The sequence below is a fragment of the Streptomyces sp. NPDC050738 genome (assembly GCF_040654175.1).
In the GTDB taxonomy this organism is placed as follows: Bacteria; Actinomycetota; Actinomycetes; order Streptomycetales; family Streptomycetaceae; genus Streptomyces.
Genome location: NZ_JBFAHN010000003.1, coordinates 419343 through 438548 on the forward strand (window position 1 = coordinate 419343; position 19206 = coordinate 438548).

General features: G+C 70.3%; 19 protein-coding genes and 1 pseudogene. 10 read left to right on the top strand and 10 right to left on the bottom strand.

Translation table 11 applies throughout. From position 1 onward, the window contains the following. Positions 1-12: 12 nt before the first annotated feature. Complete coding sequence (locus AB0H78_RS10015) at positions 13-2400, bottom strand: immune inhibitor A domain-containing protein (RefSeq protein ID WP_363233783.1); 2388 nt, start codon at positions 2398-2400, stop codon at positions 13-15. A gap of 373 nt (positions 2401-2773) precedes the next feature. Between AB0H78_RS10015 and AB0H78_RS10020 the strand changes: the two genes are divergently transcribed. Beyond that, the gene (locus AB0H78_RS10020; RefSeq protein WP_363233784.1) at positions 2774-3064 is read left to right on the top strand and encodes a hypothetical protein; all 291 of its coding nucleotides are present in this window, start codon (positions 2774-2776) and stop codon (positions 3062-3064) included. 21 nt (positions 3065-3085) lie between these two features. Here AB0H78_RS10020 and AB0H78_RS10025 read toward each other — a convergent pair whose 3' ends face one another. Further along, positions 3086-3763: an RDD family protein gene (locus tag AB0H78_RS10025; protein ID WP_363233785.1), complete on the bottom strand. Its 678-nt coding sequence runs from the start codon at positions 3761-3763 to the stop codon at positions 3086-3088. A gap of 65 nt (positions 3764-3828) precedes the next feature. Next, entirely contained in the window at positions 3829-5298 is a 1470-nt protein-coding gene (locus AB0H78_RS10030) for an RDD family protein (RefSeq protein WP_363233786.1), read from the bottom strand. Between the two features lie 217 nt (positions 5299-5515). Here AB0H78_RS10030 and AB0H78_RS10035 point away from each other — a divergent pair, with 217 nt between their 5' ends. Continuing rightward, the gene (locus tag AB0H78_RS10035) at positions 5516-5995 is read left to right on the top strand and encodes an SsgA family sporulation/cell division regulator (RefSeq protein ID WP_363233787.1); all 480 of its coding nucleotides are present in this window, start codon (positions 5516-5518) and stop codon (positions 5993-5995) included. A 29-nt stretch (positions 5996-6024) separates the two neighbouring features. On the opposite strand, the gene AB0H78_RS10040 is transcribed toward AB0H78_RS10035, so the two are convergent. Continuing rightward, positions 6025-7392, bottom strand: a complete 1368-nt coding sequence (locus tag AB0H78_RS10040; RefSeq protein WP_363233788.1) for an FAD-linked oxidase C-terminal domain-containing protein — start codon at positions 7390-7392, stop codon at positions 6025-6027. A gap of 130 nt (positions 7393-7522) precedes the next feature. On the opposite strand from AB0H78_RS10040, the pseudogene AB0H78_RS10045 reads away from it, so the two are divergent. The 3 genes and pseudogenes from AB0H78_RS10045 to AB0H78_RS10055 all read left to right on the top strand — a co-directional run bounded on the left by AB0H78_RS10045 (position 7523) and on the right by AB0H78_RS10055 (position 11691). Next, a pseudogene (locus AB0H78_RS10045) lies at positions 7523-8952 on the top strand (DUF4331 domain-containing protein). Continuing rightward, a complete protein-coding gene (locus tag AB0H78_RS10050) occupies positions 8939-10264 on the top strand; it encodes a tetratricopeptide repeat protein (protein ID WP_363233789.1) in 1326 nt (441 codons plus the stop codon). The pseudogene AB0H78_RS10045 and the gene AB0H78_RS10050 overlap by 14 nt, the downstream one beginning before the upstream one ends. After that, on the top strand, positions 10261-11691 hold the full coding sequence (locus AB0H78_RS10055; protein WP_363233790.1) for a nickel transporter: 1431 nt from the start codon (positions 10261-10263) through the stop codon (positions 11689-11691). Before AB0H78_RS10050 ends, AB0H78_RS10055 begins: the two co-directional genes overlap by 4 nt. On the opposite strand, the gene nthA is transcribed toward AB0H78_RS10055, so the two are convergent. The 6 genes from nthA to hppD form a co-directional block, all read right to left on the bottom strand. Beyond that, positions 11685-12272 carry a nitrile hydratase subunit alpha gene (gene nthA / locus AB0H78_RS10060; RefSeq protein WP_363233791.1) on the bottom strand — a complete coding sequence of 196 codons (588 nt, stop codon included), beginning with the start codon at positions 12270-12272 and terminating at the stop codon, positions 11685-11687. The genes AB0H78_RS10055 and nthA overlap by 7 nt on opposite strands. Further along, positions 12269-12574, bottom strand: coding sequence for an SH3-like domain-containing protein (locus AB0H78_RS10065; RefSeq protein WP_363233792.1), 306 nt, complete (start codon positions 12572-12574; stop codon positions 12269-12271). The genes nthA and AB0H78_RS10065 overlap by 4 nt, the downstream gene beginning before the upstream one ends. Continuing rightward, entirely contained in the window at positions 12567-12848 is a 282-nt protein-coding gene (locus tag AB0H78_RS10070) for a hypothetical protein (protein ID WP_363233794.1), read from the bottom strand. The genes AB0H78_RS10065 and AB0H78_RS10070 overlap by 8 nt, the downstream gene beginning before the upstream one ends. 27 nt (positions 12849-12875) lie before the next feature. Beyond that, entirely contained in the window at positions 12876-13271 is a 396-nt protein-coding gene (locus AB0H78_RS10075; RefSeq protein WP_363233795.1) for a hypothetical protein, read from the bottom strand. 94 nt (positions 13272-13365) lie between these two features. Beyond that, entirely contained in the window at positions 13366-13539 is a 174-nt protein-coding gene (locus tag AB0H78_RS10080) for a hypothetical protein (RefSeq protein WP_363233796.1), read from the bottom strand. Between the two features lie 99 nt (positions 13540-13638). Further along, positions 13639-14796 carry a 4-hydroxyphenylpyruvate dioxygenase gene (hppD, locus tag AB0H78_RS10085; protein ID WP_363233797.1) on the bottom strand — a complete coding sequence of 386 codons (1158 nt, stop codon included), beginning with the start codon at positions 14794-14796 and terminating at the stop codon, positions 13639-13641. A gap of 124 nt (positions 14797-14920) precedes the next feature. Here hppD and AB0H78_RS10090 point away from each other — a divergent pair, with 124 nt between their 5' ends. The 5 genes from AB0H78_RS10090 to AB0H78_RS10110 are packed head-to-tail and all read left to right on the top strand — an operon-like array spanning position 14921 to position 19191. Next, positions 14921-15391, top strand: coding sequence for an Lrp/AsnC family transcriptional regulator (locus tag AB0H78_RS10090; RefSeq protein WP_363233798.1), 471 nt, complete (start codon positions 14921-14923; stop codon positions 15389-15391). A 39-nt stretch (positions 15392-15430) separates the two neighbouring features. Further along, positions 15431-16078 carry an ABC transporter permease gene (locus AB0H78_RS10095; protein ID WP_363233799.1) on the top strand — a complete coding sequence of 216 codons (648 nt, stop codon included), beginning with the start codon at positions 15431-15433 and terminating at the stop codon, positions 16076-16078. Beyond that, the gene (locus tag AB0H78_RS10100; RefSeq protein ID WP_363233800.1) at positions 16071-17345 is read left to right on the top strand and encodes a betaine/proline/choline family ABC transporter ATP-binding protein; all 1275 of its coding nucleotides are present in this window, start codon (positions 16071-16073) and stop codon (positions 17343-17345) included. Before AB0H78_RS10095 ends, AB0H78_RS10100 begins: the two co-directional genes overlap by 8 nt. Next, positions 17342-18202, top strand: coding sequence for an ABC transporter permease (locus AB0H78_RS10105; RefSeq protein ID WP_363233802.1), 861 nt, complete (start codon positions 17342-17344; stop codon positions 18200-18202). The genes AB0H78_RS10100 and AB0H78_RS10105 overlap by 4 nt, the downstream gene beginning before the upstream one ends. Further along, complete coding sequence (locus AB0H78_RS10110; protein WP_363233803.1) at positions 18199-19191, top strand: glycine betaine ABC transporter substrate-binding protein; 993 nt, start codon at positions 18199-18201, stop codon at positions 19189-19191. The genes AB0H78_RS10105 and AB0H78_RS10110 overlap by 4 nt, the downstream gene beginning before the upstream one ends. The last annotated feature ends 15 nt before the right edge of the window (positions 19192-19206 follow it).

Consider the following 19206-nt stretch of genomic DNA (forward strand, 5'->3'; position numbering starts at 1 on the left):
CGGTTATGCGATTCAGCGGTGTGAAGCACCGACCGAAACGGTGATCGTCGAGCCGCTCAGCGGCTGGTTGACGACCGTGATCCGGGTGTTCGTGTCAGTAACCTTCACGCTTCCCGTCTTGTTCTCCTCGTACCAGTAGGTGCCCTTGTGGTCGTCGAAGACCGGGACGCCCAGCTGCGGCGCGATGCGGGTCGCCACATCGGCCTTGTGGAGGGTGAAGCCGGGAACCGGGTACCAGCCGAAGGCCGCGTCGAACGGCTGGATCTTGTTGCGGAGCACCGTGCCGTCCGCCCACTTCAGCGGCTTGGCGTGCGCGTCGATCGGCAGGATCAGGCCCTGGCCGGGGTGCGCGCTGACGTTGTTGTCCGCCTGCGAGGTGTCCCACTGCCAGATGACCAGACCGGGACGGTAGGAGTAGTACTCCACCCAGTCCGGACGCGTCGTGGCGAACCCGAAGTTGTACGGGCCGACCTTCAGCGTCTGGTCGTAGCTGACGTACTGGCGGTTCTCGGCGATGTAGTACTGCGGGTAGTCGTTGGTGAACGACTCACCGATGCGCGAAAAGCCCTTCGCCGTCCAGCCGTTGTCGTCGCCCTCGGCGTTGTCCGTGAAGAGCGCCGCACCGTCCGCGGTGACCGAGATCGCGTCGGCCGCGAAGCCCTTCTGGGCCACGCCGCCGTCCGAGGTGTAGCGGAAGCGGACGTCGATCTTCTTGCCGGCGTAGGCGTTGAGCGGGTACGAGAGCTTCTTGTACGCGCCCGAGACGTCGGTCAGGGCCGGCTGGTCGCTGCCGTCACGGGTGATCGTGGCGCCGTCGGCGGTGCCGTCGATCGGCGTCCAGTTGGCGCCGCCGTCCGTGGAGACCTCGGTGTAGAGGTAGTCGTAGTCCTTCTCGATGTCCCACCAGCCCGAAAGGTCCAGGGAGGCCGACGTCTTGCCCGTCAGGTCGACGGAGCGCGTCAGGGTGTTGTTGAGGTTGTCACCCATGCCGCTCCACCACTGCTTGGAGCCCTCGGCGGGCTTCACGACGGTGGTGGTGACTGCCTTGTCGGGCAGCGAGACGACGAGCGCCTGCGGGTTCTTGGTGTTGTACTCCGAAACGCCCAGCTTGTGCGTGGAGTTGGTGGCCGCCTTGGCCTTGTCGTAGTCGAGCCAGCCCAGCTGCAGCTTGTCCCAGGCGGTCATGTCGCCCGGCAGGTTGCCGATCGCGTTCTGGGCGGTGCCCAGCCAGGAGCCCGCCGACATCAGGGACCAGAAACCGACCGAGTTCTCGGCGGTGTTGGTGGTGTCGTACAGGTCCGGGAGGCCCAGGTCGTGGCCGTACTCGTGCGCGAAGACGCCGAGGCCGCCGTTCTCGGGCTGCATCGTGTAGTCGCCGACCCAGATGCCGGTGGAACCGATCTCGGTGCCGCCGGCCTTGTTGTCGGCCGGGCCGGTCTTGCCGGCTCCGGTGCCGTAGGCGTAGCTGCGGTGCGCCCAGAGTGCGTCCGTGGCCTGGACGCCGCCGCCTGCGGACTCGTCCTCGCCGGCGTGCACGATCTGGAAGTGGTCGATGTAACCGTCCGGCTCGTTGAAGTTGCCGTCGCCGTCGTAGTCGTAGCGGTCCCACTGGTCGTACTGGGCGAGGTCCGCCTTGATCTGGGCGTCGGTCTTGCCCTGTGCCTTCTGGTCGGCCGCGTAGGCGGTGACGCCGTCGCGGACCAGGTCCATCACGTTGGCGCAGTTGCTGGCGCCGCAGTAGTTGGAGCCGTAACGGGCCTCGTTGTACGGGACCTTGACCCACGCGGAGACTTCACCGTCGACCGAGTAGCGGCCCGACGAGGTCTTCTCGTAGTAGGTCTTGAGGGAGTTGACTCCCTTGCCCGTACCGAAGTACAGGTCCGAGAAGTGCTTCTGGTTGTAGTCCGCCTGCCAGGCCGTGCTGTTGTCCTTCGCACGGTCCGGCGCGGCTATCTCGTTGTGCGCGGGGCCGGGGGCGCCGCCGTACTTCTTGACGGGCGGCTTGGGGCCGTCGCCGTCCGGGTCGAACATCGTGGTGTTGTCGACCTGGGTGCCGAACTCCGCGAGGACCGTGAAGATCTTGTCGGTCTTCTCGCGGCCGAGCTCGACGTACTTCTTGTCACTGAGCTTGACGACCTTGGAGGCGCCGCGCTGCTGCACCTGCTTGGAGCCGGATATGACCTGCTCGAGCGCGGCCTGGCGCTCCTTGTCCTGCTGCTTGCTGAACGGGCCGTCGAGGTCGTCCTTCTGGCCGTTCATGGTGCCCGGGTCACGGCGGTCGATGCCGGCCGGGGCCTTGTTGTCCGCCTGCGCCGAGCTCATCGCCGATCCGGTCGCGGCGGTCGCCGCGAGGGTGATGAGGACGGCGGTGGATCGCAACGCCCGTCTCTTCGTGGTCACTTAGAAGTTCCCCTCCTCCGTGGCGCAGGAGCGCCACGTGTCACATGTGACGCCATTTGACCGGAGGTGAGGAAGAAATAACAGATCTTGACGTGAGTGCGGTGACTGCATTATGCGAAAGGGCGTTCCGTTATCCGAACACGGTCACGACCTCCCGCCCATGCCCCCGCGCACCGCTCAACCGGCGCGTCCGTCTCGCCAGTTGGATGGCGGTATGACTCCGTGCGCCCCCCATGCCTCCCCACCGTGGGTTAGGTCACGCTTACCAAGCGTTCCGCTCGGGCATCCGTCGGAATAGAGTCGCTCGACGGAATGCTTTGCAGAGTCGAGACCGACTTGTTCCCTCATCGCTGTCCCGAGGACGGATATCGCCATGCCGCGTCCGACTGCCGCACAGCTCTCCTACGGTTCGGCCACCGTCATCTTCTCGACCGTCGCCATGCTCCTGCTCTCCCGCACGGAGACAGGCGTCGGCGTCGGCGTCATCGTCCTTGCCGCCCTGGTTCTCGGGCTGCTGGTCGCGCTGACCGTACCCATGCCGAAGGCGGCGCGCGCGGTCCTGGAAGACCACGCCGCCGCCTCCGTCCCACCTGCCCGGGTGCCGCAGCCCCGTACCTCCCGTACGGGTGCCGAGCGAGTCAGTGAGCCCTCGCTGCGGCGTTGAGTACTGAGCGTCCGGGGGCTGCTAGCCCGCCGACACCACCACGGTCTTGCCCGCCTTGTCGTGCAGGCCCTGCTTGTACGGCTTGTCGACGAAGCTCCAGCCGCCACAGATCAGGGTCCAGACGCACGCGCAGCAGAACACGGCGGGCAGCCAGAGCACCGCTGCCCGCACGAAGGCGGTCTGCATCGTGGGGATGGAGCCGTCGTTGAGGTTGGCGACCCGCAGCTTCATGACGCGCTTGCCGACGGTCTGACCCTGCTGCTTGACGGTCATGTAGACGTCGTAGCCGATGTAGAGCACCGCGGCGAGCACGCTCTGCGCGGCCTGGCGGCCGTAGTTGATGTGGTCCGTGTCGTACTTGAACCCGCCGAAGATGAGCAGGATCAGCCAGATGACCGCCGAGATGATCACGATGTCGATCAGCCGGGCCAGTACGCGCTTGCCGCTCTCGGCGAGCGGCGGCATCCCGGCGAGCGGGTCCGCGTCTCCGTAGCCCGCGCCGCCGCCGTAGGCGTTCGGGTCGTACGGCGGGGGCGGGGCGTTGTCGTACGGCGAACCGTACGGCGAACCGGACGGCGGGCCCTGGGGCGGTGGAGGCGGCGGGGGCGTCTGGGACGCGCCGTACGGGTCGCCCGACGGCGGAGTGTTGTCCTGCGGCTTCTTGAGGAACGGGTCGTCCTCGGGCGGCTGGGTGCTCATGGCCCGAGTCGAACGCGACCCGGGCCCCGACGCCATCCGGTCGAGGCCGTACGAGTGACGAGCTGTCAGCTCGCCGCGACGAAGGTCCCGGCCGCCTTGTCGTGCCAGCACTGGCGCCACGGGCGGTCGAAGAGGCACCACAGGACGTTGAGGACGCCGATGGCGATCAGCCCCAGGACCCCGTAGACCAGCCAGCGGCGCAGCGCCGCGGCGAAACCGGGGGGCTCGTGCGACTCGATGCCCCGTACGTCGAGACCGCAGAGCTTCTTGCCCAGCGTGCGGCCCCATTTGCCGGTCGGTACGGCCTCGTACAGCACGCCGAGGACCAGGAAGGCCCCGAGCACGATGCCGAGGTACGTCGCCGTGGTCCCGTCGAGCAGCCAGACCGTGACGGTCTGGCCGGAGAGCTTGGCCTCGTCGATCTTGGCGTTGATGTGGTCGGTGGCCTTGGTGACGAAGGGGGCCGCGATCGCGCCGACGGCCGCGCCCAGGACGAGCGTGTCGATCAGCCGGGCGGCCAGGCGCTTGCCGAGACCGCCGGGCCGGGCGTTGGACTGGGCCTGGGCGAGCTGCGCGAAGGGGTCGAGGGTCGGGGGCTTCCAGGGGGCGGCCTGCTGGGACCCGCCCTGCTGCGCTCCCGCCTGCTGGGGCCCGGGCTGCTGCGGCGCCTGCTGCTGGACGTCGGGCTGGGCCAGCTGATGGACCTGCTGCGCCCAGGACGCCGCACCGCCGCCGGGGCCGGGCGTCGTGGGTGAGTTCAGCGCCTCGGGGTGGGGCTGCTGGGGCTGGGGCGGTACGGGGAGCGGGGCGGGCTGCGCCTGGGCGGGGGCCGGCTGCTGCGGGGCGGACGGGGCCTGCCCCTGCGGGAGCGACCGGATGGCCATGGTGCCGTCGGTGCGGTTCGTGGCGGCGGACGCGCCCCGGGGGCGCACGGCGCGGATCGCGGTGGTGCGGTCGGGCTCGGGTTCCGGACTCTGCGCGGGCTCCGGCTCGGGGCGCTGGACGCGCCGGATCAGGGCCGTGCCTTCCGAGGCCGGCTGCCGTACGGGAGGAAGCGCGGCCGGGGTCGGCGACGCCGGGAGCGCGGCTGCCTGCTGTTGGGCCGCCTGCTGCTGGGCCGGAGTCTGGGCCGCTCCGCGCGGGTCCTGTGCGGGAGCCTGCGACGGCACGGGGCCGCCCCAGGAGACCCGCTGGTCGCGCTCGCCGCCGAATCCGGTCTGCCGTGCGGTGTCGGCCTGCCAGGCGGAGGCGGGCTCCTGCCGGCTGTCGTACTCCGGCTCCTCGTCGAGGAACATCGGCCCGGTCTCCTCCGCCGGAGGAACGGCGGGTGCGGGCGCGGGTGCGGGCGCGGCAGCAGGTGCGGACGTGCCGGTGGGCGCGGCCGGCGGCGCCTCGCCGTCGGTCGGCGCGGGACGGCTCGTACCGGGGACCCAGGACCCACCGTTCCAGAAGCGGACATATCCCGGAATTGAGGGATCCGGATAGTAGCCGGGTGTGGGGCTGCCGTCTCCGGTGGCCGGGGTGGGGGCGCTCATCACCGTGGTCCCGTATCTCCTAGAGGCCTTGTTTCAAAGGACCACATCTATCAGACCGCTGTGCACCGGCGGGCCGGTCCTGCCGTATGCGCCACTTTCCGGGCATCGGAAAGTTTCCTGAAATCAGTCCCGAAACCCGCGTAATGAACTCCGGCCTGCGCGCTCTCACCTGTAGCGGCCCGCTCCGGGCCCGCACAGGACGAGAGGAACCCGCGTCATGAACACCGTCGTCGAACGCGAACTCGAGCTCAAGCTGGTGCTGTCGCCCGAGCGCAGCATCCCCGTGCCGGCCAGGCTGACGTATCGCACGGACGATCCGTACGCCGTGCACATCAGCTTCCACATCGCCTCCGACACCCCCGTCAACTGGACCTTCGCGCGCGAGCTGCTCGTCGAGGGGGTCTTCCGGGCGTGCGGTCACGGCGATGTGCGGATCTGGCCGACCAAGGTCGAGGCGCGCAACGTCATCTGCATCGCCCTGACCTCCCCGGACGGGGACGCTCTGCTCGAAGCGCCCTCGGCGCAGGTCTCCGCCTGGATGGAGCGCACCCTGCGGATCGTGCCTCCGGGTTCGGAGACCGCGCAGCTCGGGATCGACGAGGGGCTGGCGGAGCTGCTCGCTCCGCTGCCCGCCGACGATCTCTGGCTGCGGGACCCCTGGCCCTCCGACGAGTCTGCCCCGGAGGAGGGTGCGTGAGACGCGGCCGTGTACGGCCTGCGGCGGGCTCAGAAGACCTTGCCCGGGTTGAGCAGTCCCAGGGGGTCGAAGGCGGCCTTGATGCCCTGGTGCAACTCGACCGAGACCGGGCCCAGTTCGCGGGCCAGCCACTCCTTCTTCAGTACGCCCACGCCGTGTTCGCCGGTGATCGTGCCGCCGAGTTCCAGACCGAGCGCCATGATCTCGTCGAAGGACTCGCGGGCCCTGCGGGACTCGTCGGCGTCCTCGTGGTCGAAGCAGACCACCGGGTGTGTGTTGCCGTCGCCCGCGTGGGCGCAGACGCCGATGGTGAGGTCGTACTTCTCGGCGATGACCGCCGTGCCTTCGATCATCGCTCCGAGCTGTGAGCGCGGCACACAGACGTCGTCGATCATCGTGGCCGACTTGACGGTCTCCAGCGCCGTGAGGGACATCCGGCGTGCCTGCAGGAGGAGTTCGGACTCGGCGGCGTCCTCGGCGGGGACGACCTCGGTGGCTCCGGCGGCCGCGCAGAGCGCGCCGACGGCTCCCAGGTCGGCGGCGGCGTCGGGGGTGTCGAAGGCCGCGAGGAGGAGGGCCTCGGTGGTCTCGGGGAGTCCCATCTGCGCCATCTTGTTGACGGCCTGGATGGTGGTGCGGTCCATGAGTTCGAGGAGTGACGGGGTGTGCCCCTCCTCCATGATCCGGCAGACGGCGTCGCAGGCGGCGGCCGCGGAGGGGAACTCGGCGGCGAGCGCCAACTGCCTGGGCGGGGCGGGCTTGAGGGCGAGTACGGCGCGGACGACGATGCCCAGGCTGCCCTCGGAGCCGACGAACAGCCGCGTGAGGTCGTAGCCCGCCACACCCTTGGCCGTACGGCGGCCCGTGCTCAGCAGCCGGCCGTCGGCGAGCACGACATCGAGGCCCAGTACGTACTCGGCCGTCACTCCGTACTTCACACAGCACAGCCCGCCCGATGCCGTGCCGATGTTGCCGCCGATGGTGCACATCTCCCAGCTGGAGGGGTCCGGCGGGTAGTAGAGGCCCTGCTCGGCGACGGCGCGTGAGAGGACGGCGTTCACGACGCCGGGCTCGACGACCGCGATCCGGTCGACGGTGCTGATCTCCAGGATGCGGTCCATCTTGGTGAGCGAGAGGACGATGCAGCCGTCGCTGGCGTTCGCCGCCCCGGAGAGGCCCGTGCGGGCGCCCTGCGGGACGACGGGGACGCGCAGGGCCGTTGCCGTGCGCATGACGTGCTGGACCTGCTCGACGGTGCGCGGGAGCACCACGACGGCGGGGGTGCCGGACTCGCAGAAGCTCGCCATGTCGTGTGCGTACGAGGCCATGACGTCCGGGTCGGAGATCAGCGTCTCTGCGGGAAGGCCCGTGCGCAGCTGGTCGAGAAGATCATTCATGCCTCCAGCCTCGCACCCGCAGCCATCGGTGTGAACCTCCCCGTTCCTGCTCTCTCAGGGCCAGCTGTCGATCACACACAGACGCAAGGTGATCAAGCCCGAAGACATATGGATCGAGGAGCAGAGAAACATGAACAAACTCAGACCTGGAACCCTGCGGAGATCGGTCCGGCACACCGCCCTGACGGCCGTCGCAGGGACCGTGCTGGCCACCGGCATCATCGCCGGCCCCGGCACCGGCAGCCCCGAGGCCGCGAGCCATGTGGACGCTCCGACCGTCGCGGGCGACCCGGCCGTCGACGGGACCGACCTGTACGCCTTCACCAGCCCGGACGCCCCGGACACCGTCACCTTCATCGCCAACTACCACCCGGTCATCCCGCCGGGGAACCCTGCGGGCTTCGAGCCGTTCGCGACCCGTACGCACTACGACATCAACATCGACGCGTCGGGCGACGGCAGGCCCGAGACCACCTACCGCTGGGACTTCTGGGACGAGGACCTGCGCGCGTTCTCGGTCGGCGGCGCCGCCTTCGGCCGGGTCGCCTCCCTGGACTCGCCCAACCTGAAGTTCCGTCAGCACTACTCGCTGAAGCGGATCGCGCAGGGGCACGAGGAGGTTCTCGTACGGGACCACGTCGCCGCCCCGCCGCACGCGGGCCTCGTCCAGATGCCCGACTACGGGGCGCTGCGCACCGAGGCCACCACCGCCCTGAAGGGCGGCGGCCGGACCATGGCCGGGCAGTCCGCGGACTCCTTCATCTTCAACGCCGGGGTCTTCGCCCTGCTCAAGGCCGGTGCGCCGGTGCTGCCCCCGGTCAACCCGACGGTCCTCACCAACGTCGACACCATCGCGCTGCAAGTACCCAAGAGCGAGGTCGCGCTCGGCGGGAACCCCGCCCGCAACCCGGTGATCGGCGTCTGGTCCACGGCGGCCAGGCACTCGCTGGATCTGAGCAAGGACCTGCGCAAGGACCTGCGCAGGGGCGCGGGGACCTACCGGCAGGTGGGACGGATGGGCAATCCCTTCTTCGGCGAGAGCCTCTTCCAGGACGGGCTGCCGACCGGCACCCGCGGCGGGCAGGCCGACCGGTTCAACTGGGCGACGCCCGACAGCGACCACAAGGACGCCGGTCTGATGAAGGCCGTGCGGGACCCGGACACCCCCGTGCCGTACACCGGCTCCACGGCTGGATCCCGGTGCCCGCCGTCCCGCGCACGGACATCGAGGAGCTGTTCCTCACCGGCATCCCCGGAATCAACTCGCACAGCATGAACCAGGACGCGTCCGGCCTGGTGCCCGCCGAGGAACTGCGGCTGAACCTGAACACCCCGGCGCGCGCGAAGACCAGCCCGCTGGGACTGCTCGGCGGTGACCCGCAGGGATGGCCCAACGGGCGCCGGCCCGCCGACGACATCGTGCCGGTCATCTTCCGGATGCTGATGGGCGAGCCCGGCGCCAAGGGGGCGGCGCAGCTGGTGCCTTCGGTGACGATCGGGAGCGGCAAGCCGTTCCTGCGCACCTTCCCGTACCTGGCGACGCCGCATGCGTTTGCGTAACCGGCGCAGCGCACTGACCGCGGCCGCGGCACTCGCCGCGGCCGTCGGCGGACTGCTGGCGCTCGGCCCCGACCTCGCGCCGGGGCCGGGCCCGGTCGCAGCGCCCAGGGCCGAGGGCGGTGCGCTGGCCGCGGCCGGAGCACCCGCCCCGGCCGGTGAGCTGGCGGCGACGGTGGAGACGCGGCGCGGCTGGCTGCGCGAGCACCCGGACGACGCCGCCTCCTGGGCGGTGCTCGGCTCCGCGCGGATCGAGCAGGCCAGGCGCTCCATGGACCCGGCGTACTACCCCAAGGCGGAGGCGGCGCTGCGGCGTTCGCTCGCGGTGGCGCCCGCCAACCCGGACGCGCTGACGGGCATGGGCGCGCTCGCCGACGCCCGGCACGACTTCGGGGCGGCGAAGGCCTGGGGCGAGCGGGTGCGGGCGGCGGCGCCCGACCGGTGGAGCGTGTACCCGGTCCTGGTGGACGCGTACACCCAGCTCGGCGACTACCCGGCGGCGAGCCGTGCCGTACAGCGGCTGCTCGATCTGCGGCCCGGGCTTCCCGCCTTCACGCGTGCGGCGTACGAGCTGGAGATCCACGGCCGCACCGAGGAGTCCGCACTCGCGCTGCGGGAGGCCCTGGATGCCGCCAACTCCCCGGCCGAGCGCGCCTTTTGCCTGCAGCGGCTGGGTGAGCTGGCGTGGCAGCGCGGCGACGTACGGGGCGCGCTGCGCCTCGACGACGATGCACTGCGCACCGATCCGGAGCACCACGCGGCGCTCGTCGGCCGGGCGCGGGCGCTGGCGGCGCTGGGGCGGACCGGGGCGGCGCTGCGGGACTACCGGACGGCGGTGGACCGGGTTCCGCTGCCCGAATACGTACTGGAGCTGGGCGAGTTGTACGAATCGCTGGGGCGCGCCCATGAGGCGCGGACGCAGTACGCGGTCCTGCGTGCGGAGGTGAAGCTCTTCGCGGCGAACGGCGCGCGGGACGATCTGACGCTGGGCCTGTACGAGGCCGACCACGGGTCCGCCGCAGCGGCGGTACGCGACCTGGAGCGCGAGTGGGGCCGCAGGCGGAGCGTGCTGGTGGCGGACGGCCTGGGGTGGGCGCTGCACCGGGCGGGACGGGACGCGGAGGCGCTGGAGTACGCGCGGGCGGCGGGTGCGATCGGCACGCGCAGCGCCCTGTTCGCCTACCACCGGGGCGAGATCGAGCGGTCGCTGGGGATGCGCGCCGCGGCCCGGACCCACCTGGGCGAGGCACTGCGGCTGAACCCGCACTTCTCGCCGCTGTTCGCGCCGCGGGCGCGGAAGGCGCTGGCGTCATGAGAGCGGCGCTGCGCCGGGCGGCAGTGGTGGCGGGCGCCGCGGTGACGCTTCTCCTGTGGTGTCAACTTCCGGCCCAGGCACACCCGTTGGGGAACTTCACCGTGAACCACTACCACGGGCTGCGGGTCCTCCCCGACCGGATCGAGGACGACGCCGTCATCGACCGGGCGGAGATCCCGACGCTCCAGGCGGCGGGTGCCGTACGCGCCGATGGCGGGCCCGCACGCCATGCGGCCCTGGTCTGCTGGGAGTTGGGGCGCGGGCTGCGGGCCGACGCGGGCGGGCGGGCGCTGGTGTGGCGGGTCGATGCGAGCCGGATGGAGCTGCGGGCGGGACAGGCAGGGCTGGAGACGAGCCGTATCAGCTGCCGGTTGAGCGCCGCCGCAGACCTGAGCCACCCGGCCGACATCACCTTTGCCGACCCCTCCGACGCCGGCCGTGTCGGCTGGCGCGAGATCACCGCGCGGGCCGCGGGCGGGGCGCGGCTGAGCGGCTCGGACGTTCCGGTACGGAGCGCCTCGGGGCGGCTCGGCCGCTATCCGCAGGAGCTGCTCGGCGACCCGCTCGACGTACGGACCGCACGGCTGCGGGTGGGGGCCGGGGCGGGCGCGGGTGCGGTGCCCGCCGCCGGGGCCCCGGGCGCGGGCGGTCGGCCGGGCGGGGCCGAGGGGTGGATGGCGGGGATGGACGGGCGGCTGGCGGCGCTGAGCGCGACCGACCGGCTGACGCTGCCCGTCGGGCTGGCGGCCGTCCTGCTGTCGCTGCTGCTCGGGGCCGCGCACGCCGCGCTGCCCGGGCACGGCAAGACCGTGATGGCGGCGTGCATGGCCGGGCGGCGGGGAGGCGTGAAGGACGCGGTCGCGGTGGGCGCGACGGTGACGTTCACGCACACCGCCGGGGTGCTCGCGCTGGGTCTCGTACTGACGGTGTCGGCATCACTGGCCGCCGACCGGATGCTGAGCTGGCTGGGTGTGGCCAGCGGGGCGCTGGTCGCGGGGGTGGGGGTGATGCTGCTGCGGGGGGCGCGGCCCGAGAACGTACCCGGGCACACGCACACACACGACCACGGCCACGGGCATCACCACCACCCCGCGCCCTACCGCCGCCGCACCCTCCTCGGCATGGGCATCGCCGGCGGCCTCGTCCCCAGCCCGTCGGCGCTGGTGGTGCTGCTCGGCGCGATCACCCTGAACCGTACGGCCTTCGGTATCGGCCTGGTGCTCGGCTATGGCGTCGGCATGGCCGCCGTACTCACCGCGGCAGGGCTCCTGGTGGCCAGGTTCGGCGACCGGACCCAGGGGATGCTCGGCCAACGGATGCGGTGGGTACGGCGGTTGAGGCCGTGGACTCCCGTGCTGACGGCCTCTCTGGTCGTCGCGGTCGGGGCGGGGCTCGCCCTGCGGAGTGCGGGGCAGTTGCTCTACTGAGCCGCTGTCCCGATGAGTGCGTTACGGGAGACGAGCGCGGCCAGCGCCGCCTCGTCGAGCCCCTTGGTCCCGGCCGGGCGGAGGGGCAGCACCATGTAACGGGACTCCGAGGTGGAGTCCCAGACCGTGATCGCCGTGCTGTCCGGCAGGTTCAGCCCGAACTCGGCCAGGACGGCCCGGGGTTCGCGTACGACGCGCGAGCGGTAGGCCTCGCTCTTGTACCAGCTGGGGGACGGGCCGAGCAGCCCCAGCGGGTAGCAGGAGCAGAGGGTGCAGACGATGACGTTGTGGACGCGGTCGGTGTTCGCGACGACGCGCAGCCGCTGGGGCTGCACTCCCCCGCTCGCGTAACCGAGCTCTGCGACAGCCGAGTTGGCGTCGTCGAGCAGTCGCGTACGGAACGCCTCGTCGACCCAGGCGCGGGCGACGACGCGGGCTCCGTTGGCGGGGGAAGCGCCGTTGAGGAAGGCGTCGATCGCCTCGTCGAGGGCGCCGCCGGTGACGAGGCCCCGCTCCTCCAGGAGGGTCTCCAGGCGGCGCACCTGCCGGGAGATCCGGGCGTCGGAATGCGTACCGCTCACGGCTTCTCGTCCTCCTCGGGCTCCAAGTAGCTTTCCCACAGGTCGAGTACGACATGGTGGTCGCCCTCGCCCCACAGATCACGCGCCGCGAACCTGACCGCGTACACCGGCTCCACGGGGAAGTCGTCGCGCCCCTGCGCCCGGATGTCGGCGAGCGGGTGGCTGCCCTCGGGCTCGACGACGACGCCGCTCTTTCCACGGGCGTAACGCGGCAGGCGGGTGTGGTGCACGGGGTCGCGGTGTGTGGTCCGTACGCGCGCACCCGGGGCGAACCGTCCGCCGGCCGTCGAGCCGTCAGCCATCGAGCTCGCCCGCCGCGATGACGCCCTTGCGCTCCAGGAGCGCGACGATGCCGTGGAACCAGCGCTCGTAGTAGGAGGCGGCGAGGTACTCGGCGGGCGGCATGGACTCGACGGCGTCGCGGAACTCGTCGAGGTTGTAGACCTGTTGGGCGATCAGCGCCCGGTTGAGGCCGAAGACGCGGGCCTCCCAGTCGGCGTGGAAGGGCTCACTGTCGTCGGTGGTGTCGAGGGCGCCGAATCCCTGCATCCCGCCCACGTCATTGATCCTGGCCATGGGACCGAGCCTAGCGGCGGTCGACGCTCAGCCGAAGGGGTCGGCCGACCAGGGGGAGTCAGTGGCGGCGGCGGGGACGGGGGCGACCTGCGGGAGGCGTGGTGCGGGCGCGGAGATCTGCTCCTGGTGCTTGCCCGGCGGCATGTAGCAGGGGGTCACCACGCTCAGGATGAGCTGGTCGTGCGGCGGGCCCTCGGCGCCGACGTCCACGAAGAACCCGCTCTCGCGGTGCCGGGCGTACAGGAGGAGCGCCTTCCAGTCGCCTTCGCGGTAGTCACTGACCTTGTAGCCCTCGGCTTCCAGCTTCTTCCTGAGTACGCGGTCTCCTCGGCCAGCAGGTCGAGCAGAGCCCGGACGTCGTATTCGGCCTTCGCCTGGCTCTTCACCGGCAGCGGGGCGTTCTTGCCGTCGTCGTTCATGCACCCTCCGGTGGCGAGCAGGACGAGAAGCGCTGCTGAGGAAAGGGCGCGGCGCAGGCATGGCCGGGCCGAGGTCGTACGCAGGGTCATGGCCATGGTCAGTTGTCGCCGCCCTCGCCGCCGACCTTCTTGCGGAGGCCGTGCGGGGCGCTGCCCCACAGGCTGCCCGTGTCGGCCAACTGCCCTGGTATCGCAGATCCGTTGAGCGAGGTGGAGGCGGCCGCGATGTCGCGCTCCTCCGGCTCGACGTTGATGCTTCCCTGTTCGGCCATACCGCGCGCTCCCCCCTGATCATCTGACGCGAGGGGTCAGAGCAACGGAAGAGGCCCGGCCCGCAGGAGCGCGGACCGGGCGTAACTCTCGTACCGGAATTACAGGTTGCCGCGCTTCTCCTGCTCGCGCTCGATCGCCTCGAACAGCGCCTTGAAGTTGCCCTTGCCGAAGCCCATCGAGCCGTGGCGCTCGATCATCTCGAAGAACACCGTCGGGCGGTCCTGGACCGGCTTGGTGAAGATCTGCAGCAGGTAGCCGTCCTCGTCGCGGTCGACCAGGATCTTCTGCTCGCGCAGCGTCTCGACGGGGACGCGGGTCTCGCCCGCCCACTCGCCCAGCGTGTCGTAGTAGGAGTCGGGGGTGTCGAGGAACTGCACGCCCGCCGCGCGCATAGCCTTCACCGACGCCACGATGTCGTTCGTGGCGAGCGCGATGTGCTGGACGCCCGCGCCGCCGTAGAACTCCAGGTACTCGTCGATCTGCGACTTCTTCTTCGCGATCGCCGGCTCGTTGATCGGGAACTTGACCTTGAGCGTGCCGTCGGCGACGACCTTCGACATGAGGGCGGAGTACTCGGTGGCGATGTCGTCGCCCACGAACTCCTTCATGTTCGTGAAGCCCATGACCTTGTTGTAGAAGGCCACCCACTCGTTCATCTTGCCGAGCTCGACGTTGCCGACGCAGTGGTCGATCGCCTGGAAGGTGCGCTTGGCGGGGGGCTCGACCATCGGGTCGGCCGCCGCGAAGCCCGGGAGATAGGGGCCGGTGTACGCGCCGCGCTCGACCAGGGTGTGGCGGGTCTTGCCGTACGTCGCGATCGCCGCCAGCACCACGACTCCGTGCTCGTCCTTGACCTCGTGCGGCTCGGTGAGGCCGGTCGCCCCGTGCCCGACCGCGTACGCGTACGCCGCCCGCGCGTCCGGGACCTCGATGGCCAGGTCGACCACGCCGTCCCCGTGGGCCGCGACGTGGTCGGCGAGGAAGCGGCCGTGGTCGGTGGTGGCCCGGATGACGGAGGTGAACACGAAGCGGGCCGAGCCGTTGGTGAGGACGTACGAAGCGGTCTCGCGGCTGCCGTTCTCCGGGCCCGCGTAGGCGACCAGCTTCATGCCGAAGGCGGTGGAGTAGTAGTGCGCGGCCTGCTTGGCGTTGCCCACGGCGAAGACGACGGCGTCCATTCCCTTGACCGGGAAGGGGTCTGCCTCGCGCGCGGTGGTGGGGGTGGTTGCAGAGGTGTGCTGCGTCGTCTCAGTCATAGGGGAAGCGTCTCCCCCGGCCGCAGGGTGCGCAATAGTTTGCGTTTTTGGTGGGCATTCTGCCCAGCCGATGGGCAGGATGAGGGCGCTATCTGTACAGAGTGACCAAGTGTGGAGGGGTGCGATGGGCATCGATGCGCTCGACGGGCGACTGATCCTGCTGCTGGCGCGGGAGCCGCGGATCGGGGTGCAGGAGGCGTCCCGGCGGCTCGGGGTGGCGCGCGGGACCGTACAGGCGCGTCTCGACCGGCTTCAGTCGAATGGCGTCATCCGGGGGTTCGGACCTGAGGTGGATCCGGCCGCCCTCGGGTATCCCGTCACGGCCTTCGCCACGCTGGAGATCAAGCAGGGGCAAGGCGCGGACGTCCGGGCGCACTTGAGCGGGGTGCCGGAGGTCCTGGAGCTGCACACCACGACCGGGCACGGGGACATGCTCTGCCGGCTCGTGGCCCGTTCCAACGCCGATCTCCAGCGGGTGATCGACCTGGTGGTGGGTTTCGATGGCATCGTCCGGGCTTCCACGGCGATCGTCATGGAGAACCCCGTTCCGCTGCGGATCATCCCGCTCGTGGAGCAGGCGGCAGGAGATACCTGACCCGACCCGGGCGGAGAAGCGGACCGGGAGGTGTGCGGCGTGAACTTCTGGGAGTACATCGGCAACCGCCATCAGCAGCTGCTGGCTGATGCGTACCAACACGCGAGCGCCGTATTCCAGTGCATGATCGTCGCGACCGTCCTGGGGGTGCTGATCGGCATCGTCTCGTACCGCAGTGAATGGGGCGGCAGCTTCGCCACCATCACCACGTCGACGATCCTGACCATCCCCTCGCTGGCCATGATCGGCCTGCTGATCCCCATCGTGGGCCTGGGGGTGGCCCCCACCGTCATCGCGCTGACGCTGTACGGGCTGCTCCCCATCGTCCGTAACTCGATCGTCGGGCTGCGCGGTGTCGACCCGGCCCTGATCGATGCCGCGAAAGGCATCGGGATGTCGCGCGTCGCCCGGCTCGTGAAGGTGGAGCTGCCGCTCGCCTGGCCGCCGATCCTCACCGGCATCCGCGTCTCCACGCAGATGCTGATGGGCATCGCCGCGATCGCCGCGTACGCCTCCGGGCCCGGCCTCGGCAACGAGATCTTCCGCGGGATCGCCTCGCTGGGCAGCAAGAACGCGCTCAACCAGGTGCTCGCGGGCACCCTCGGCATCATCGTCCTCGCCCTGATCTTCGACGCCGTGTACGTCCTCGTCGGACGCCTGACCATCCCGAGGGGGATCCGTGTCTGAGACATCCGCGACATCCACCGAGACCGCGGAAGCGCCCGCCGCCACCACCGGCGCGACCATCGAGCTGGAGAACCTCACCAAGCGCTACCCGGGCACCGGCGAACCGGCCGTGGACAGCGTCAACATGGAGATCAAGGCCGGCGAGCTCGTCATCTTCGTCGGCCCTTCGGGCTGCGGCAAGTCCACCACCCTGAAGATGATCAACCGGCTGATCGAGCCGACGAGCGGGCGGATCCGCATCGACGGCGAGGACGTCACCGACATGGACCCGGTGAAGCTCCGCCGGAAGATCGGGTACGCGATCCAGTCGTCCGGGCTCTTCCCGCACATGACCGTCGCCCAGAACATCTCCCTCGTGCCGAAGATGATCGGCTGGCCGAAGGCGAAGGTCAAAGCACGGGTGGAGGAGATGCTGGACCTGGTGGGTCTCGACCCCGGCGAGTTCCACGGGCGCTATCCGCGCCAGCTCTCCGGCGGGCAGCAGCAGCGCGTCGGGGTGGCGCGGGCGCTGGCCGCCGATCCCCCCGTACTGCTGATGGACGAACCCTTCGGGGCCGTGGACCCCATCACCCGTGACCACCTTCAGGACGAACTGATCCGGCTGCAGCGGGAGTTGCACAAGACGATCGTCTTCGTCACCCATGACTTCGACGAGGCCATCAAGCTCGGTGACCGGATCGTGGTGCTGCGGGAGCGCTCGCAGATCGCCCAGTTCGACACCCCCGAGGCGATCCTCACCAACCCCGCCGACGACTTCGTGTCGGGGTTCGTGGGGGCGGGCGCGGCACTGAAGCGGCTCAACCTCACCCGCGTACGGGACGTGGGGATCACCGAGTACCCGACGGTGACCGTCGACGACCCGCTGCAGGACATCTTCAACAAGCTGCGCGCCGCCAACACCAACGAGCTCCTGCTCCTCGACAAGCGCGGGCGGCCCTACAAGTGGCTGCGGCGCGGCGACCTGATGCGGGCCCGCGGCTCGCTGGCGCGTGCGGGCACGCTCGTACACGACACGGTGACGCGGGATGCGACGCTGCGCGACGCGCTGGAGGCCGTACTGACCGACAACGCGGGCCGCGTCGCGGTGACCGGCCACCGGGGCGCGTACGAAGGCGTCGTGGACATGGAGACGCTGATGAACTCCGTCCACGAACTCCTGGAGGCCGACCGGCTCGACGCCGTGGAGCACCAGCACGAGCTGGAGGAGCAGCGCGCCGAGCAGGTCCACCACGCCCAGGAGGGCGACGGAGGGGAGCCGGAGGCGTGAGTACCCAGAAACGGGAGCAACGGCCCGAGGGCGAACACGAGGTGAAGGGGCTCGCCTTCAGGGACGAGGGCGTGGGCGAGCAGGAGGCGCCGCTCGTCGCGGAGCCGGCGAAGAGGGCGCGGCGCATCAGCACGCTCAAGCTGGTGCTGCTGCCCTCGGTGCTCATCCTCATCCTGCTGGCCACCTGGATCTGGTTCCAGCGGGCCGACCTCGACACGATCTCCGAGACCGCGCTCTCCAACGGAAACGTGTGGAAGTGCTTCAAGCAGCACGTCCAGCTGACCGTGATCTCCACCTTCTTCGTGCTGATCATCGCGATCCCGCTGGGCATCCTGCTGACCCGCAAGGCGTTCCGCAAAGCCGCCCCCATCGCGATGACCTTCGCCAACATGGGGCAGGCGACGCCGGCGATCGGGCTCCTGGCGCTGCTGGTGATCTGGATGGGGATCGGCGAGAAGCCGGCCCTGATCGGCATCATCATCTACGCCGTGCTCCCCGTGCTCTCCAACACCATCGCGGGCCTCAAGGCGAACGACCCGAACCTGATGGAGGCGGCGCGCGGCATCGGAATGTCACCGCTGGGCGTGCTCACCAAGGTCGAACTGCCCCTGGCCGTACCGCTGATCCTCGCGGGCGTGCGGACCGCACTGGTCCTGAACGTGGGCACCGCGACCCTCGCCACCTTCGGCGGCGGCGGCGGACTCGGCGTACTGATCACCACGGGCATCACCAACCAGCGCATGCCGGTGCTGCTGCTCGGCTCGATCCTGACGGTGGCCCTGGCCCTGCTGGTGGACTGGCTGGCCTCGCTGGCCGAGATCCTGCTCTCGCCGCGCGGTCTGGAGGCGCGCTCATGAGAACAGCACGGACTTTCCGTCGTACGAAGAAGACCGCGGGCCTCCTCGCCGCCACCGGGGTACTGCTCGCCGGGTGCGGCCTGACCAGCGGTTCGCCGATGGTCGACGACGTGGTGCCCGGGTCGGTCGGCAAGGGGCTCCCGCTGAAGGGTGCCGACATCACGGTGGCGTCGAAGGAGTTCACCGAGCAGCTGATCCTCGGCGCGATGATGGGCATCGCGTTCAAGGCGGCCGGTGCGGACGTCCTCGACCGGACCGGTATCCAGGGCTCGATCGGCGCGCGTGCGGCGATCGAGAACGGCGACGCGGACGCGATGTACGAGTACACGGGCAGCGCCTGGATCACCTATCTCGGCAACTCCACGCCCATCGCCGACCCGCAGAAGCAGTGGCAGGCGGTGCACGACGCCGACCTGAAGAACGGCATCACCTGGCTGCCGATGTCCGCGCTCAACAACACCTATGCGCTGGCGACGAACGCGGCCAACGAGAAGAAGTACGGGACGAAGACCCTCTCCGACGTGGCCGCGCTCGCGAAGTCGAACCCGTCGGCGGTCACCCTGTGCGTGGAGAGCGAGTTCGCCAACCGGGCGGACGGGCTGCCCGGCATGGAGAAGGCGTACGGGATGAACATCCCCGCCGGGAACATCACGCAGATGGACACCGGCATCGTCTACACCCAGGTCCAGAAGGGCGCCTGCACCTTCGGCGAGGTGTACACCACCGACGGCCGGATCCAGGCGATGAACCTGACCGTGATGAAGGACGACAGGCACTTCTTCCCCAACTACAACGCGGCACCCGAGATCAACAGCAAGGCGCTGGAGAAGAACCCGGCGATGGCCGAGGTCATCAACCCGATCAGCGCGAAGCTCAACAACGCGGTCGCGCAGTCGCTGAACGCCAAGGTCGACGTGGACGGGCAGGACCCGCACGACGTGGCGCTGGACTGGCTGGTCAAGGAGGGCTTCGTCAAGAAGGGAAGCTGAGCGCCGGGCGGGGGG

What these genes read in the sequence shown, in the direction of transcription:
- AB0H78_RS10020 (WP_363233784.1), top strand. Translation starts at nt 2,774, where the DNA reads ATGCCGCGTCCGACTGCCGCACAGCTCTCCTACGGTTCGGCCACCGTC.
- AB0H78_RS10065 (WP_363233792.1), bottom strand. Translation starts at nt 12,574, where the DNA reads ATGGCTGACGGCTCGACGGCCGGCGGACGGTTCGCCCCGGGTGCGCGC.
- AB0H78_RS10070 (WP_363233794.1), bottom strand. Translation starts at nt 12,848, where the DNA reads ATGGCCAGGATCAATGACGTGGGCGGGATGCAGGGATTCGGCGCCCTC.
- hppD (WP_363233797.1), bottom strand. Translation starts at nt 14,796, where the DNA reads ATGACTGAGACGACGCAGCACACCTCTGCAACCACCCCCACCACCGCG.
- AB0H78_RS10025 (WP_363233785.1), bottom strand. Translation starts at nt 3,763, where the DNA reads ATGAGCACCCAGCCGCCCGAGGACGACCCGTTCCTCAAGAAGCCGCAG.
- AB0H78_RS10035 (WP_363233787.1), top strand. Translation starts at nt 5,516, where the DNA reads ATGAACACCGTCGTCGAACGCGAACTCGAGCTCAAGCTGGTGCTGTCG.
- AB0H78_RS10080 (WP_363233796.1), bottom strand. Translation starts at nt 13,539, where the DNA reads ATGGCCGAACAGGGAAGCATCAACGTCGAGCCGGAGGAGCGCGACATC.
- AB0H78_RS10090 (WP_363233798.1), top strand. Translation starts at nt 14,921, where the DNA reads ATGGGCATCGATGCGCTCGACGGGCGACTGATCCTGCTGCTGGCGCGG.
- AB0H78_RS10030 (WP_363233786.1), bottom strand. Translation starts at nt 5,298, where the DNA reads ATGAGCGCCCCCACCCCGGCCACCGGAGACGGCAGCCCCACACCCGGC.
- AB0H78_RS10110 (WP_363233803.1), top strand. Translation starts at nt 18,199, where the DNA reads ATGAGAACAGCACGGACTTTCCGTCGTACGAAGAAGACCGCGGGCCTC.
- AB0H78_RS10040 (WP_363233788.1), bottom strand. Translation starts at nt 7,392, where the DNA reads ATGAATGATCTTCTCGACCAGCTGCGCACGGGCCTTCCCGCAGAGACG.
- AB0H78_RS10055 (WP_363233790.1), top strand. Translation starts at nt 10,261, where the DNA reads ATGAGAGCGGCGCTGCGCCGGGCGGCAGTGGTGGCGGGCGCCGCGGTG.
- AB0H78_RS10050 (WP_363233789.1), top strand. Translation starts at nt 8,939, where the DNA reads ATGCGTTTGCGTAACCGGCGCAGCGCACTGACCGCGGCCGCGGCACTC.